Raw genomic sequence first — 16,483 nt, 5'->3', positions numbered from 1 at the left:
TGAAAATGAGCTTGGCTGGAGGGCAGATGAGAACTTCGATAGTGGGATTGTTAAAACTATTGAGTGGTATTTAAATAATAAGGAAATCAAAAATGTTTAACAATAAAAACATACTAATTACGGGCGGAACAGGTAGTTTTGGCAAGAAGTATACTGAAATTATTTTACAAAAATACAAGCCAAATAAAATAATAATATTTAGCAGAGATGAGCTTAAGCAGTATGAAATGGCGCAATTTTTTACAGATGAGTGTATGAGATATTTCATAGGTGATGTAAGGGATTTGGATAGGCTTAATGAAGCGATGCACAATGTTGATTTTGTAATTCATGCGGCAGCCCTAAAACATGTGCCTGTTGCCGAATACAATCCAATGGAGTGTATCAAGACAAATATTAACGGTGCTGAAAATGTCATAAAAGCATCCATTAAAAACGGTGTAGAAAAAGTGATAGCACTCTCTACAGATAAAGCTGCAAATCCTATAAACCTTTACGGCGCTACTAAGCTGGCATCGGATAAGCTTTTTGTAGCAGCTAATAATATGCTTGGAGACAGAAGAACTAGGTTTTCGGTTGTAAGATACGGAAATGTGACAGGCTCAAGAGGTTCGGTAATACCATTTTTCAATAAACTAATCGCTGAAGGTGCTACTGAGCTGCCTATCACGGATGAGAAGATGACAAGATTTTTAATCACACTGGAAGACGGTGTAAATTTCGTCCTTAAAAACTTTGAGAGAATGTACGGCGGAGAGATATTTATTCCAAAGATTCCATCAATGAAGATGACGGATTTGGCAAAAGCTATTGCTCCCAATTTGCCTCACAAAATTATAGGCATCCGTCCCGGTGAAAAACTGCATGAGATTATGTGTCCGGCTGATGACAGCCATTTGACATTAGAATTTCATGATCATTATGTTATCCAGCCAACGATACAATTCGCGCATAAGTGTGATTTTGCAACAAACAGAATTGGAGAAAAAGGTGTTCTGGTAGAACAAGGGTTTGAGTATAACTCAGGAAACAATACCGAGTGGCTTACCAATGAGCAGTTTTTAGAAATGCTTAAAAAAGGATAATAGTTGAACTTTATTCCCTACGGCAAGCAAAATATTACCCAAGATGATATAGATGTAGTGGTAGAAACTTTAAAATCAGACTATCTTACAACAGGACCAAAAGTAAAAGAGTTTGAAGATGCTATTGCAAAATTCAGTGATGTGAAGTATTGTGTAGCGGTTTCAAACGGAACAACTGCTCTGCACTTAGCCTCTTTAGCGTTGTTAAACAAAGGCGATAAAGTATTAACGACTCCAAACTCATTTTTGGCCACTTCCAACTCCATTCTTTATGTTAGAGCAAAACCCATATTTGTAGATATTACAAAAGATGGGAATATAGACCTAGATTTATGTGAAGAAGAGTTAAAAAAAGATTCAACAATTAGAGCTATATATACAGTCGCATTTTCAGGAAATCCTCTAAATCAGAATAAACTAAAATATCTAAGAGAGACATATAAAGTTGCTATATTGGAAGATTGTGCCCACGCCATCGGTGCAACTTACAATGGGATTAAAGCAGGAAGCTGTGCAAATAGCGATATATCTATCTTCTCTTTTCATCCCGTAAAACATATTACCACCGCAGAAGGCGGAGCAATCACTACAAACTCTAAAGAGATATATGAAAAACTTTTAATACTCAGAGCCCATGGTATGGTCAAGACACCGGATATGAAACCGTGGGAGTATGAGATGAGAGAACTTGGACACAACTATCGTATTACAGATATACAGTGTGCTTTAGGACTTTCTCAATTAAATAAATTAGAGAGTTTTATAGCAAGACGAAAAGAGATTGCAAAAACTTACGACACTGCTTTTAAAAATACAATCATAAAACCGCTATACACATTTGACGGGAACTCTTCATACCATCTCTATGTTGTCCTTGTGGACTTTATAAAGATAAATGTCTCAAAAGAGGAGCTGTTTCTAAAGCTAAGAGATAAAAACATCGGAATTCAACTACACTATATCCCAATAAACAAACAGCCATATTATAAAGATTTAGGTTATGGGAATGAACATACTCCGGTAATGGATAAATATTATGAGGAGTGTTTCTCACTTCCTATGTATCCGTTATTGAGCGATGAAGAGCAACGCTATGTTATAAAATCTCTTTTTGAGATATTAAATGCTTAAAAAGAATGCCGTTGCAATAATACCGGCACGCGGCGGAAGCAAACGAATTAAGAGAAAAAATATAAAAGATTTCCACGGACTGCCGCTTATTGCATATAGTATAAAAGTGGCTTTAGAGTCAAATCTTTTTGAGAAGGTTGTTGTAACGACAGATGACGAAGAGATAGCAAAAACAGCAAAAGAGTATGGTGCAGAAGTTCCATTTTTACGACCAAAAGAACTCTCCGATGATTTTACGGGTACAGGTGATGTAGTTAAACATGCAATTGATTATTTAAAAGAGCATGGTGAAACGTTTGACTATGTTTGTACCATTTATGCAACTGCACCGCTTTTACAAGCGAAATATTTAATAGAAGGGCTTGAGGCACTTAAAAATTCAGATGCCATTAACGCTTTTTCTGCAACTTCTATGCCGTTTCCGATTCAAAGAACATTTAAAGTGGATAAGAACGGCAGATGCGAGATGTTCTGGCCGGAAAAATATTTTAAAAGAAGTCAAGATTTACAAGAGGCTTACCAAGATGCAGGACAGTTTTACTGGAGCAAGGTAGATAAAAAACCCAGTGATATTATGTTTGGCAAAGAGAGCATCCCGATTATACTTCCGAGACATCTAGTCCAAGATATTGACACACTAGAGGACTGGGAGAGAGCAGAGTACATGTATGAAGCTGTAAAAAAGTCAGTGCAAAGATGAATATTTTATTTCGAGCCGACTCATCGTCTGCTATCGGTACAGGTCATATCATGAGAGATTTGGTACTTGCGAAGCAGTATCCATATGACAAAGTACTGTTTGCAACTCAAGAGTTGGACGGAAATATAAATCATAAAATAAAAGAAGCGGGATACGGCGTAGAAATCATTAAGTTAAATAGTTTAAAAGAACTAATAGAGTTAGTGAAAAAACATAGTATTGATTTAGTCGTCATTGACCATTACGGCATTGACTATAAATATGAGAAAAAACTAAAAAAGAGAACAGGTGCTCAGATATTGTCATTTGATGATACTTATGAAAAACACCATTGCGACATACTTTTAAATCATAATATCTATGCAAAAGAGAGAAAATACAGAGATTTAGTTCCAAAGAGTTGTGAGCTTAGGTGCGGAAGCAAATATACGCTTTTAAGAGATGAGTTTATAGAGGGAAAAAAGAGGAAAACTAAAGTTAAAAACAACAAAGTCAAAACTGTTTTTATAGCTATGGGCGGAGCCGATCACAGCAACATAAATATAAAAATTTTAAAGGTGATGGAAAAATTTGATAATTTACAAGTAAATTTAGTCACTACAACAGCAAATAAAAATCTAGAAGAGTTAAAAGAGTACGTTAAAGAGATGAAGTGGATAAACTTACATGTAGACTCAAATAAAATAGCAAAACTTATGAACAAAAGTGATTTTGCAATTGTAACTCCAAGTGTAACCTTGAATGAAATCTATTTTATGGAGATTCCTTTTATTGCTATAAAAACAGTTAAAAATCAAGATGATATGTATAACTATCTTAAGAAAAAAAAGCATTTGGTTATGAATAGGTTTACAAAGACAAAGTTAAAAAAATATGTTGAACTGCTGTTAAACAGAGATGATAAAAATGTCAAATAATATAAATTTAATAAACTTTACAGATTTAACTTTGGAAGAAAAAAAGATGGTTTTGTTGTGGAGAAATCATCCAACCATAAAACAATGGATGTATAATAGCGATGATATATTATTGGAAAATCATTTGAATTTTATTGAAACTTTGAATGAGTGTACGGATAAATTGTATTTTTTAGTAAAGCGAGACGACGATTATATTGGTGTTGTTGATTTTACGAACATTGATAAAGAGAGTAAAAGTTCTGAGTTTGGACTATACTCAAATCCTTTTTTAAAGATAGCCGGTATTGGCAGAATACTTGAAGAAATTTCTATTGCTTATGCATTTCAAACTCTAAAAGTTTCTATTCTTAAGCTGGAAGTTTTTGCAGAAAATGAAAAAGCAATAAATTTATATAAAAAATTCAATTTTAAAGAAATAACAAAAAAAATAGTAAACAACAGAGAAGTAATTTGTATGGAGTTAAACAAATTTAGCTAAGATACATAAAACTCAGGGCTTTTAAGTTTAAAAAGTTTTGTCAAATACATGGAGCATAAAATGACACAAGAAGAGATATTGCAAATCTTAAAAGAAAAAAAAGAGTATATTCAAAATAATTATGAAGTAGAAAAAATAGGGCTGTTTGGAAGTTATGCAAAAAATACACAAACCCATCAGAGTGATATAGATATTTATGTAGAGTTTAAAAATAAAACATTTAAAAATATTGCAGGGCTTTGGGTCTATCTCGAAGATTTATATCACAAAAAAATAGATTTGGTACATAAGCACAAACAAAGCAAGGGTGCTATCTTTGAGGCGATACAAAAAGAGGTGATTTATGGATAAAGCAACCACAAAAGAGCTTATTGACTTTATTATTGATAGTTTAAATATTATCAAAAAAAGATTTTCAAAAATAGCTTCAAGTGATGATTTTTTAAAAGATGATGATGGGTTAGAAAAACTTGATTCAATTGCTATGAGAATACAATCAATCGGCGAAGCACTAAAAAACTTAGACAAAAGAGAAAAAGAGTTTTTGCTTTTAATTGCAGATTCAAAATATTGGAGTGAAATTATAAAAGCTAGAGATTTAATATCACACTACTATGTAGATCTTGATGCAGAAACTGTTTATGATATTTGTGAAAATAACTTAGCTGAACTTGAAGAAAAAATTGTAAGATTAAAAGAGTTGCTACTTGGAGTTGAAAAATGAAAATAGGTAATTATGATTTTGAAAAAAGTGGCACATATATAATAGCTGAACTTAGTGCAAATCATGGCGGTAAAATATCTATTGCAAAAGATACCATTAAGGCAGCCAAAGAGATAGGCGCTAATGCAATTAAACTTCAAACATACACTGCTGACACAATCACTTTAAATTGTGACAAAGATGATTTTATCATCAAAGGCGGAACTCTTTGGGATGATAAAAAACTATATGATTTATATACAGAGGCTTATCTGCCGTGGGAGTGGCATAAAGAGTTGTTTGATTATGCAAGAGAGATGGGTATAGATATATTTTCTTCTCCATTTGATAAAAGTGCAGTGGATTTTTTAGAAACATTAAACCCATCTGCGTACAAAATAGCATCATTTGAGATTACGGACTATGAACTTATAAGATATACAGCTTCTAAAATGAAACCGATGATTATATCAACAGGTATTGCTACGATAGATGAGATACAAGATGCCGTGGATATATGCAGAAGTGTCGGAAACAGTGACATTGTGCTTTTGAAGTGTACTAGCTCATATCCAGCACCCTTAGAAGAAGCAAATCTTTTGACAATTCCAAATTTAGCAGAGACTTTTGGCGTTATTTCCGGTTTTTCAGACCATACAATGGGAAGCACAGCTCCAATAGTAGCAGTTACGCTTGGAGCAAAAATCATAGAAAAACATTTTATCCTAGATAAATCTATCGGCGGCGCTGATGCTGATTTTTCAATGGACAAGCAAGAGTTTTCAGATATGATTCAAGCAATAAGAGACGTTGAAAAACTTCTTGGCAAAGTTGATTACAGCATGGATGAAAAGAAGAAAAAGTCACGACGATTTTCAAGAAGCCTTTATGTAGCTAAAGATATCAAAAAAGGTGAACTCTTTAGCGAAGAGAATATACGAAGTGTGAGACCTGGTTATGGAATGCACCCTAAATATTTAAAGGATATTTTGGGGAAAGTTGCTGATAGAGATTTTGAGTTTGGAGAGAGATATGGAAATAATTAAGGAGAAAAGTACATGCAAGCGATTATATTAGCAGCAGGAACGGGAAGTAGGCTTGGTAAACATACAAAAGAAAATACAAAATGTATGCTTGAGATAAACGGTATTACTTTAATTGATCAGGTACTAGAAAAACTCAACAATGCGGGAATAACAAAATTAATACTTGTTGTTGGCTACAAGAAAGATAATTTAATAAATCATGTCGGTTCAAAATATAAGAATATCAATATTGAGTACATTGAAAATCCCATCTATGACAAAACTAATAATATTTATTCTTTATATCTTGCAAAAGAAAAATTGCAAGAAGATGATACTCTTCTTTTAGAAAGTGACTTAATTTTTGATGAGTCAATTTTAACTAGGCTTTTAGCGGATAAAAGAAAATCATTAGCTGTCGTGGATAAGTACAAATCTTGGATGGATGGAACATCAGTGATTTTGGATAATGAAGATTATATAACAGGCTTTCATGGAAAGAAAGCTTTCAGATTTCAAAATGTTCAAGAATATTACAAAACAGTAAATATTTATAAATTCTCTAAGGAATTTTCAAACAAAACTTATGTCCCTTTTTTAGAAGCTTATTCAAAAGTAAAAGGTGATAATGAGTACTATGAATCAGTATTAAATATATTAACAATTTTAGATGGACACGAGCTAAGAGCAATGCGGCTTGAAGGCGAAAAATGGTACGAGATTGATGATGTGCAAGATAAAGCAAATGCAGAAATAATTTTTGCTAAAACGCCAAAGGAGAAACTCTCTTTTATTCAAAAAAGATTTGGAGGATACTGGCGTTTTCCAGAAATCAAAGATTTTTGCTATTTAGTAAATCCTTATTTTCCTCCAAGTAAGATGCAAGAAGAGATGAAAGCATTTTTTTATGATTTGCTTTCACAATATCCATCGGGACTTAATACTCAAAATTTATTAGCTGGAAAGATGTTTGGAATAGAATCTGAAAACATTTTAGTGGGCAATGGTGCTGCAGAGATAATACGAGGTATTGGTAATGTCCTAGATGGTACTTTTGGTATAGTCTTCCCAACATTTAATGAATATCCTGAAAGCATCGGTTATGATAGGATTGTGAAATTTATTCCAAACAATGAATCATTTTCTTATGAAATAGATGATTTAAAAAAACTTGTCGATAAATCTGACAATTTAATTCTCATCAACCCAGATAACCCAAGCGGACATTTTAATAATAAAAGTGCGCTGATAGAACTCATAAGGTACGCACATGATAAAAATAAATATTTTATAGTGGATGAGTCGTTTGTAGATTTTGCAAAAAATGGAGAAAAAGAAACTTTAATAAATCAAGATTTTATAGACGCCTATCCAAATCTTGTTATTATCAAAAGTATAAGCAAAAGCTATGGTGTTCCAGGCATCAGACTAGGTATTGCTGCTTCTTCAAATATAGAGCTTTTAAAAAAATTTCGTAAAGAAATTTCAATTTGGAATATTAACTCCTTTGGAGAATATTTTTTACAAATTATAGGTAAGTACAAAAACGACTACCAAACTGCCTGCGAACTCATAAGAGAGGAAAGAGATAGGTTTTGGGAAGAATTAAAATCTATCTCTTTCCTTAAAGTTTATAAATCAGAGGCTAATTATTTTTTATGCCAAGTCATAGATTTTTACACCGCAACAAAATTATCTGAAAAACTAATTGAAAATAATATTTACATAAAAGACTTAACAGGTAAAATTGGCTTCGAAGAAAAAGAATACATCAGAATAGCTGTAAGAGATAGTCAAGATAATAATCGGTTGATAACTGAATTAAAAAACATGGATATAAAATGAATAAATGGAAAGATATTTGGAATAAAAGAGAGCTAAATAAATTGATTTCAGCAGATGGTTTTGACACTGGCTATGGAAGTATTAATGAAGTAGATTGGTCTGATTATGTAGATTATATAAAAAACAAATTAGCCATTGGAGTTGATGAGACTATATATGAAGTAGGCTGTGGTTCGGGTGCTTTTTTATATAAATTTTATGAAAATAAAAATGATATCGGTGGTATCGATTACTCTGATAAGTTAATTGATGTCGCAAAAAAATATATGCCAAATGGATATTTTGAAGTAAACGATGCTCAAAATATAGAAACCCATGTAAAGTATGATTATGTAATTTCGAATAGTGTGTTTTTTTATTTTCCATCTTATGAGTATGCTGAAATAACTTTAATAAAAATGATTGAAAAATCAATTAAAGGCATAGCGATACTCGAAGTAAATGATTTGGAAAAAAAAGAAGAATCAATCAAATTAAGAAAAGGATATTTGTCAGATGATGATTATGCTGCTAGGTATAAAGATTTGGAGCATTTGTATTATAAAAAAGATTGGTTTATTGATATAGCACGAAAGTATAATTTAAAAATTGAAATTGAACAACAAAACATAAATAACTATGCAAACAATCTATATCGATTCAATGTCTTTATGTATAAGGCTTAAAATATGTATAAAATAAAATACATTATAAAAAGATTGTTATTTAAATTTTCCTACTTTTCTACTTTTAGAGAATTCATGGCTTTGTATGTTGCTAAAAGAGTGTTGTGCACGAACGATATAAATAAAATGGCAGAAAAATGCAATCTTTTGCAACAATTTGAGCTCAACTATAGATTAACAGATGGGACGGCTTTGGGATTACATAGAGAAAAAAGTTTTATTAAGCATGATGATGATGTTGATGTTGATGTGTTAGATGCAACGAACAAACAAATGGCTCAATTAAAAAAAAATATACGGATGAAAATAGGACGAGAAGTTGTATATAAAAATAAAGTGCAACAAATAGCTTTTTATGATGAAGATGGATTCATTTTTGATGTTGTATTTTGGTATACAGATTCTGATAAAATATATAGCTATTGTGAAAGAAACTACGAAAGAATTCAAGATGCTAAATATTTTCAAAAAGACAAGATGGAATACATAGAGTTTCACGGAGAAAAATATCCTATGCCAACTCCAATAGAGGAATGGCTTGAGATGAGATATGGGACTGACTGGAAAACTCCAAAAACCTATAAAGGTGACTGGAAAGAAGAGTGTTTTGATATGAAAAGGATATATTGATTTGCTACAGATTATAAAAAATGTTTTAACAATACTTCTGGCCAATAAGAAAAAAGAGTTTGTGTCTTTAATTGGATTGATGTTTGTTTTGTCTTTCATGGAATTAATAGGACTTGGAATACTTCTTCCAATCATAAATATGATTTCTAATCCAGATAGTTTGTCAAATAATTCTAGTATTATATTTTTGAAAGATTTGTTACATGTTTCTGATATAAATTTATTAATATATATCGTATTGTTTTTACTAGTTTTGTTTTTTGTGTTGAAAAGCTTATCTGCCCTATTTGTGATATATAAACAGCAAATATTTGTTAACACATTATTTGTCAACTTATCAACTAAAATTCTAGAACAAAGCATGTCTTTAAAATATAATGAATTTAGAATTAAGGACAAATCATTATATTTGAAAGATATTATAAATAGTAGCGCATTTTTAGCACTATGCACATTTAATGTTTTACAACTGTTTACCGAGATTTTTGTTTTGATTGCCATACTTTTTTTTATGGGATTTTATATTGGAATACTCAATATCGTATATATTATTTCTGCTATTTTGGTATTAGCCTATCTATTTAAAACAGTAACTAAAAATATTTCTCACTATGGTCAACAGCGAGACAAAATCATGCACGATATTACAAAAACCGCTACGGAAGCATTGAGTGGTTACAAAGAGATACGAAATAACAATGTGCTTGATAGTGTAATGAATGAATATGAAACAAGGGCTGCTCCTTATATTAAAACATATGCAAATTTCGGGACTATTTCAAATGTACCTAAAATAACTTTAGAAACAATAACTGCTTTGATAATAATAGGATATGTTTTTTATATATACTTTAGTGGAATTCCTTTGGTGGATGTCATGCAAAATCTTATCATTTTTGCCTTTGTTGGATTAAGAACTATTCCTTCTTTGACAAAAATTTTAGGAACAAGTGCTCAGATAAAGTATTTCGGTACTGAATCTGAAAAATTTAGACAACTCTTTTCTTATTCTAGTACTAAAATAAACTATGAAAAAAGTATAGAAACTTTTGATGAGTCAATAACATTTAAAAATATAAACTATAAATACCCTTCAAAACAAGAAAATGTCTTAAAAGATATTAGCTTTGTAATTGAGAAAAATAAAAAGTATGGATTTGTTGGTAAATCTGGAAGTGGTAAAAGCACTCTTTTTGATATTGTTTTGGGCCTAAATAGCCCTGATAGTGGAAGCATTATAGTGGATGGCAATATGTATTCCAGTTTTGAAAATATTGACATTACGAAACTAATTGGTATGGTATCACAATCAATTTTTATCTTGGATGGTTCTTATGAAAAAAATATTTTATTTTTTGATAAAAATAAAGATAATGAGCTACTTGAAGAATCAATAAACGGTGCACAGCTCAAAGAGTTGATTGATAATGATATAAATCATTTAGTTGGGGAAGATGGAAAAAATCTTTCTGGTGGACAAAAACAGAGATTGGCAATAGCTAGAGCATTGTATAAAAATAAAAATATACTTCTTTTAGATGAAGCTACATCAGCACTTGATAATGAAACCGAAAGAAGGTTTATAAATTATCTAAATACAAAGAAAGACCATACAGTACTTATTATTGCTCATAGACTGAGTACTGTACAAGATTGTGATAAAATTTTTGTTTTAAAAGATGGTGAAATAATAGATAGTGGCACATATGATGAGTTACTAGATAATTCAATAGAGTTTCAAAAATTAGTCAATAGCGGAGAGTTTAACAATGAGTAATTTATTTAAAAAAGTGATTAAATCAAATAAAGATTTTTGGAACAATGTAAATCATATAGATGACAGCGACGGCTATCTTTTATATGAAGCTTTTTATTTAGAACCCATAATGACATATGGTATCACTAAAACTGCATTAACGATAGCAAAGATTAAGGGGCTTACGCCTGTTGGGATTGAACCGCTTAGAACAAGTGAAGAAAACAAAAAATTGATTTATTCAATGAACAATAATATTATTGGAAATAAATTTGACTTTCTTGTGTCTGCTATAAAAAATATTTTTTCAATTTTGAAGTATACTTTTAAAATACGCAACAAACAAAATTTTTTAAATTTAAAAGTAGATAAATATGAGATTGGCAAGCACATTTACGATCATACATTGATTAGCTATAAAATTCCAGAAGTTAATAAAATTGATTTAAAAATTAGAAAAAAAATATTGCTGGAATTGGCTTACTTTTTTTACTTTAAAGATCTCATTGAATCTAAAAATATTAAAATGATGGTATTGGGAGACAATGTCTATAGATATGGATTGTTGTTTGAACTTGCAAAATACAACAAGGCAGAATGCATTACACCCATAAATCTCAATGCTTTTAGTATGAGAAAGTATCAAAACTTTGAAGAATTTAATATTCATGACAGAAAGCCAGAAAAAAATATACTAGATAATCTTCAAATAAAAAGCGTAAATAAATACATTGATGAATACTTTTCTAAAAGATTTAGTGCAAACTTAGAGCAGCATGATGTACTCAAAGCTTTTTCAAATAGTAAAAAAATTTATACAAAAAATGAAGTCATTGCTCAATACAATTTAAAAGAGAACTTGCCTGTTGTAATAATTATGAATCATATATTTTGTGATGCTCCACATGCATATCCTGATGGATTATATGATGACTATAAGGAATGGTTGACGCATACAGTTAAGGCATTAAAACTGAATAAAAATATTAATTTTTTGATAAAAGAGCATCCATCAGCAGATTTATATAATGAAAAAGGTGTAATCAATAAAATTTTAAACGAATTGGATAGTGAGCAATATTTACTTAAAGATGATGTGCATAGTTTAACTGTTTTAAATGAATTTGATGTAGTTATAACTTGTGGAGGAACCATTGGACAGGAGTTTATTTACAAAGGAAAACCTGTAGTATTGGCGGCAAAACCTCCATATAGTGGATTTGGATTCACAACGGAACCGAAAACAAAAGAAGACTATGAAAGATTGCTTAGTTGTGGAGTTGAAAATCTACCATTGTTGAGTAGTGAACAAAGAGAAAATGCCAATAAGGTTATTTATCATGATTTTGTTTTATTAAATAGTTATTCAGATGACCTTGAAATAGGTGGTGAAAGATTTTATATGGGTAGGGATTTCGACTATGAAAAGTTTTATGACAATATTTTAAAATATAACGAAATCCCTTTGGAGAATCAGAAAATATATAAATTGTTAAAAAAATTTATTGAATCTGATGATAGACATCTACTAAGAAATATAAATGAATAAGCAAATATCAATAATAATAGTTACTTATAATAGCGAAAGTGTTATAAAAGAGTGTCTAGAGTCTTTAGATAAATATAATGATATTGAAGATAAAGTTGAAATTATTATTGTTGACAACTCTCCTATATTTAATATAGAAAGGTTTGTTAATGATTTAAATCTTAAATTGGATATTCGGTTGATACATAATCCTCAAAATTGTGGTTTTGGTCAAGGAAATAATATCGGCGCTAAAGCAGCAAGAGGAGAACTATTGTTTATTTTAAATCCAGACACTATTCTTGTTGAACCTATTTTTAAGTTTCTTTTAAAAGAGTTTGAAGATGAAAAATTGACTGCTGCAGGTTTTAGACTTATTGATAGAGATGGAAATGATAATGATAGTGTAGGACTTTTGCCTGAGTATAATTATATTTATCTACCACGAAGAGTGTTAAATTATCTAGTAATTCATTTGGGCTTATTGTCAAAGTTTATTTTTCCATGGGGCGCAGATCTGATAGTAAGAAAAAAGGATTTTATAAAAGCTGGTATGTTTGATGAAGCAATGTTTTTATGTAATGAAGAGCCAGATTTGACGCATAGACTGAATATAGAAAAAGTAAAGATTTTTGATAAGAATATTGTACATTTAGAAGGGCATACTACAGAAGTTCATGAAGTTAGATTTAAAGAGTGGTTGAAAACTACACAGTATTACCTAGAAAAATATAAGAATAGCTATAAAAGATATCTACTATTTTTTATATTTAGAAACTATTCAAAAATGATACTTAAAAAACTATTTCTAAAACAAAGTTATTTAGAAAATAATATAAATAAAATACTAATAGAAGAATACAAAAGGGTAAAATAAATGTATTACTTATCAATAATAACAGTAGCATATAACAACAAAGATGGCTTGATAAGAACTAGAGACTCTATATTACCATTACCAGATAATTGTGAGTGGATAATAATAGATGCCGCTTCAACCGATGGGACAAAAGAAGAAATTTTAGAAAAACTACCTATTCAAGATAATATTAAATGGACAAGTGAACCAGACAAGGGAATATTTGATGGTATGAACAAAGGTATAGATATAGCAAAAGGTCAATATCTAAATTTTATGAATTCAGGTGATTATTATAATAGAAGTGCTTTTTTAAAAATTATTGAAAGTGAGCCACACGATGCTGATATGATAATGTACGATTGCATAACTATAGATAAAAATGATAATAGAGGATATGCAAGACAGTTTCCAAGTAATATAGATGAGATAAAAGATTGGGCCTGCGTACAGCATCAAAGTGCTTTAATTAATAAAAAAGTTTTTGAATTGCTCGGAAAATATAGTTTAAAATATAAATATTTATCAGATTATGAGCATTCCGTTAGAGCTTATTTGGACAAGCAAATTTTTTTTAGTTTAAACAAATCAGTCAAGTTATCTTATTTTTCACTTGATGGAGTTTCTACTAATGCTCAAACTTTGACAACAGTTATGACAGAATATAAAAATATTCAAAAAAAATATTTTGGAACATTTTCGAAGAAGTTGTATTTATTACATCTCATAAAATTAGTAATTGGTTTTTTGCCTCAAAATGAATTAATTGTAAAATTTGTAAAAAAAATATTTTTAAGAAAAAGATAATAATGAATAAGATAAATATTTCTTTTATTTTTGTTATTTTGTTATCAATATATTTTACATTATCTAGTTTCAATAGTTTAATTCCAAGCATTGGCTTGTATTATTATTCAATTATTTTGATTGTATTTTTTATGCAATTAATAATTCTCAAAAAGGTACTTGATATTAAAATATTAATGTTGATATTTGGTGTATTTTCTTTTCAGTTGCTATATATAATGCTTGGTATTGTATTAAGTGGTGAAAATATAGATATTGCAATTAATAATTCTAAATATTTATTAATATTTATATTATTACCAACTTTTGTATACATAATAAAAGAAAATAAACTTGAATTACTTTTAAAATATTTATCACTAAGTATGCTTATTAAAATATTTGTTATTTTTTTTATTGCAATAGACTTGTCCTTTGGAAATAAAGTACTTGAAGGTTATATTTTAAATAACACTGATTTGTTAGTACATCCATATTTTGGTGTTTATAGAGTATTCGATTCTTTCGTGATATTTTTCCCGCTAGCTTTTTATATTATTAATAAATTTAATATCACGTTTAAAATCATTTTTCATTTCATTGTTTTTTGTTATGTGCTGTTTTCTTTTGCTACAGGAATGTATTTAATGTATTTACTAATTAGTTTAATAGTTATTCCACGAAAATATATTTATTTAATATTTTTTTTAGGTATAACATCTTATTTATTGTTTCAGAACTATATGGATTTTGAGATACTAAATAGACTTTATGAAAGCAAAATGAGTGATTCTGTTGGTGTTAAAGCTAATCAAGTATATTGGATAATGGAAAATATCTCATTTTTTGGACAAGGTTTAGGTTATATATTTAATATTAATGGACGGATTGATACTATGCTTGAAAATTTACATATATATTGGTTAGCTACTTATGGCATAATTGGGATAACTATTTTTTATAGTGTAACTTTAATAATGCCAATTTATATAAGTGTTAAATTTAAAAATTTATTGGTGATTAAAATTATATCTATGGTTTATTTTTCAGCATTATTATCATCCATAGTTAATCCATATGCATTATCTGGAGTTGTCTTTATGTTTTTAATTTTATTAATTGCATATTTGATGAATTATAATAAGAATTATATAAAGGGGACAGTGCAATGCTCATTCCTATAATCATCAAAAAAGCTCTTGCAGAAGAGCCGATTCCTATTTACGGAGACGGCAAAAACATCCGTAACTGGCTCTATGCTCTTGACCACTGCAAAGGTATGAGTTTAGTTTACCACACAGGTAAAGAAGGAAATGTTTATAACATCGGCGGACGTAATGAGAGAACAAACCTGCAAATCGTTGATGCTATTTGTCGAATACTAGATGAAAAAATTCCATTAAAAGATAATTCTTCATACAAAGATTTAATTACTTTTGTAGAAGATAGAGCTGGACATGATAGACGCTATGCCATAGACGCTACTAGACTAGAAAATGAACTTGATTGGAGAGCAGATGAGAATTTTGATACGGATATTATCAAGACTACTGAGTGGTATTTAGAGAAATATAATAAATGAAAATTTCTATTATCACTGTTGTTTACAATAATGTGGCAACTATAAAAGACGCTATAGACTCTGTGCTAGACCAAACATATAAAAATATAGAGTATATCATCATAGACGGTGCAAGCACAGATGGTACGGTTGAGATAGTGCAAAGTTACGGTGACAAGATAAGCAAGTTTGTCAGTGAGCCAGATCGTGGGCTTTATGATGCTATGAACAAAGGCATCGCGCTAGCTACTGGGGATGTCGTGGGGATACTCAATAGTGATGACTTTTATATAGATGAGTATGTCATAGAGAAAGTTGTCAAAGAGCTTGAAGAGAAACAAGTGGATAGTGTCTATGCTGATTTGGTTTATGTGAAGCCGCAAAATTTAGAAAAAGTGGTGCGGTACTATGATAGTAGTCATTTTACCCCTCTTAAGTTTGCTTATGGTTGGATGCCTGCACATCCTACTTTTTTTGTAAAACATTGGGTATATGAGAAGTACGGTGTGTTTAGAACTGACCTGAAAATAGGGGCTGATTTTGATATATTGGCACGGTTTTTATATACACATAAAATCAGCTATAGCTATATGAAAGAGGTGCTTGTCAAGATGCGAGTTGGAGGTGTGAGTACATCTTTTAGTAGTATTTGGATAAACAACATAGAGCAACTACAAGTTTGTAAAGATAATGGGATAGATACAAATATGTTTAAGATACTCTCTAAGTATCCTAGTAAGATTATGGGGATGTTTAAAAGATGAAAAAACTACTCATCACCGGCTCAAACGGTTTCGTCGGAAGCTATTTT

General features: G+C 30.1%; 17 protein-coding genes and 1 pseudogene. All 18 read left to right on the top strand.

All coding sequences use genetic code 11. The features are described from left to right. Positions 1-92: 92 nt before the first annotated feature. The 18 genes and pseudogenes from pseB to IBX42_RS08120 all read left to right on the top strand — a co-directional run bounded on the left by pseB (position 93) and on the right by IBX42_RS08120 (position 16,436). The gene (pseB, locus tag IBX42_RS08205; protein ID WP_294931527.1) at positions 93-1,085 is read left to right on the top strand and encodes a UDP-N-acetylglucosamine 4,6-dehydratase (inverting); all 993 of its coding nucleotides are present in this window, start codon (positions 93-95) and stop codon (positions 1,083-1,085) included. A 3-nt stretch (positions 1,086-1,088) separates the two neighbouring features. After that, complete coding sequence (gene pseC / locus IBX42_RS08200; RefSeq protein WP_294931524.1) at positions 1,089-2,216, top strand: UDP-4-amino-4,6-dideoxy-N-acetyl-beta-L-altrosamine transaminase; 1,128 nt, start codon at positions 1,089-1,091, stop codon at positions 2,214-2,216. Further along, on the top strand, positions 2,209-2,916 hold the full coding sequence (pseF, locus tag IBX42_RS08195; RefSeq protein WP_294931521.1) for a pseudaminic acid cytidylyltransferase: 708 nt from the start codon (positions 2,209-2,211) through the stop codon (positions 2,914-2,916). Before pseC ends, pseF begins: the two co-directional genes overlap by 8 nt. Beyond that, positions 2,913-3,833, top strand: coding sequence for a UDP-2,4-diacetamido-2,4,6-trideoxy-beta-L-altropyranose hydrolase (gene pseG, locus IBX42_RS08190; protein WP_294931518.1), 921 nt, complete (start codon positions 2,913-2,915; stop codon positions 3,831-3,833). The genes pseF and pseG overlap by 4 nt, the downstream gene beginning before the upstream one ends. Beyond that, a complete protein-coding gene (gene pseH / locus IBX42_RS08185) occupies positions 3,823-4,314 on the top strand; it encodes a UDP-4-amino-4,6-dideoxy-N-acetyl-beta-L-altrosamine N-acetyltransferase (RefSeq protein WP_294931515.1) in 492 nt (163 codons plus the stop codon). The genes pseG and pseH overlap by 11 nt, the downstream gene beginning before the upstream one ends. Positions 4,315-4,374: 60 nt before the next feature. After that, a complete protein-coding gene (locus IBX42_RS08180; RefSeq protein WP_294931512.1) occupies positions 4,375-4,665 on the top strand; it encodes a nucleotidyltransferase domain-containing protein in 291 nt (96 codons plus the stop codon). Then, positions 4,658-5,038 carry a HepT-like ribonuclease domain-containing protein gene (locus IBX42_RS08175; RefSeq protein WP_294931509.1) on the top strand — a complete coding sequence of 127 codons (381 nt, stop codon included), beginning with the start codon at positions 4,658-4,660 and terminating at the stop codon, positions 5,036-5,038. Before IBX42_RS08180 ends, IBX42_RS08175 begins: the two co-directional genes overlap by 8 nt. Continuing rightward, positions 5,035-6,063, top strand: a complete 1,029-nt coding sequence (gene pseI, locus IBX42_RS08170) for a pseudaminic acid synthase (protein WP_294931506.1) — start codon at positions 5,035-5,037, stop codon at positions 6,061-6,063. The genes IBX42_RS08175 and pseI overlap by 4 nt, the downstream gene beginning before the upstream one ends. 12 nt (positions 6,064-6,075) lie before the next feature. Beyond that, on the top strand, positions 6,076-7,887 hold the full coding sequence (locus IBX42_RS08165; protein ID WP_294931503.1) for an aminotransferase class I/II-fold pyridoxal phosphate-dependent enzyme: 1,812 nt from the start codon (positions 6,076-6,078) through the stop codon (positions 7,885-7,887). Next, complete coding sequence (locus IBX42_RS08160) at positions 7,884-8,552, top strand: class I SAM-dependent methyltransferase (protein ID WP_294931500.1); 669 nt, start codon at positions 7,884-7,886, stop codon at positions 8,550-8,552. Before IBX42_RS08165 ends, IBX42_RS08160 begins: the two co-directional genes overlap by 4 nt. Positions 8,553-8,555: 3 nt before the next feature. Beyond that, entirely contained in the window at positions 8,556-9,182 is a 627-nt protein-coding gene (locus tag IBX42_RS08155) for a LicD family protein (protein ID WP_294931497.1), read from the top strand. A 1-nt stretch (position 9,183) separates the two neighbouring features. Beyond that, positions 9,184-10,959 (top strand): ABC transporter ATP-binding protein, encoded by a 1,776-nt coding sequence (locus tag IBX42_RS08150; protein ID WP_294931494.1) that lies wholly within the window; start codon positions 9,184-9,186, stop codon positions 10,957-10,959. After that, positions 10,952-12,487, top strand: coding sequence for a hypothetical protein (locus tag IBX42_RS08145; RefSeq protein ID WP_294931491.1), 1,536 nt, complete (start codon positions 10,952-10,954; stop codon positions 12,485-12,487). Before IBX42_RS08150 ends, IBX42_RS08145 begins: the two co-directional genes overlap by 8 nt. Next, a complete protein-coding gene (locus IBX42_RS08140) occupies positions 12,480-13,343 on the top strand; it encodes a glycosyltransferase (RefSeq protein ID WP_294931488.1) in 864 nt (287 codons plus the stop codon). Before IBX42_RS08145 ends, IBX42_RS08140 begins: the two co-directional genes overlap by 8 nt. Further along, positions 13,344-14,132: a glycosyltransferase gene (locus IBX42_RS08135; protein WP_294931485.1), complete on the top strand. Its 789-nt coding sequence runs from the start codon at positions 13,344-13,346 to the stop codon at positions 14,130-14,132. Between the two features lie 2 nt (positions 14,133-14,134). Beyond that, positions 14,135-15,295 carry a hypothetical protein gene (locus tag IBX42_RS08130; protein ID WP_294931482.1) on the top strand — a complete coding sequence of 387 codons (1,161 nt, stop codon included), beginning with the start codon at positions 14,135-14,137 and terminating at the stop codon, positions 15,293-15,295. Continuing rightward, positions 15,283-15,693 (top strand): annotated as a pseudogene (locus tag IBX42_RS08125) (GDP-mannose 4,6-dehydratase); the annotation flags it as partial. The gene IBX42_RS08130 and the pseudogene IBX42_RS08125, both read left to right, overlap by 13 nt. Further along, positions 15,690-16,436, top strand: a complete 747-nt coding sequence (locus IBX42_RS08120; RefSeq protein ID WP_294931479.1) for a glycosyltransferase family 2 protein — start codon at positions 15,690-15,692, stop codon at positions 16,434-16,436. The pseudogene IBX42_RS08125 and the gene IBX42_RS08120, both read left to right, overlap by 4 nt. The last annotated feature ends 47 nt before the right edge of the window (positions 16,437-16,483 follow it).

It is taken from the genome of Sulfurimonas sp., from assembly GCF_014859695.1.
Classification (GTDB): Bacteria; Campylobacterota; Campylobacteria; order Campylobacterales; family Sulfurimonadaceae; genus Sulfurimonas.
This window is presented reverse-complemented; position numbering and strand designations above follow the sequence as displayed.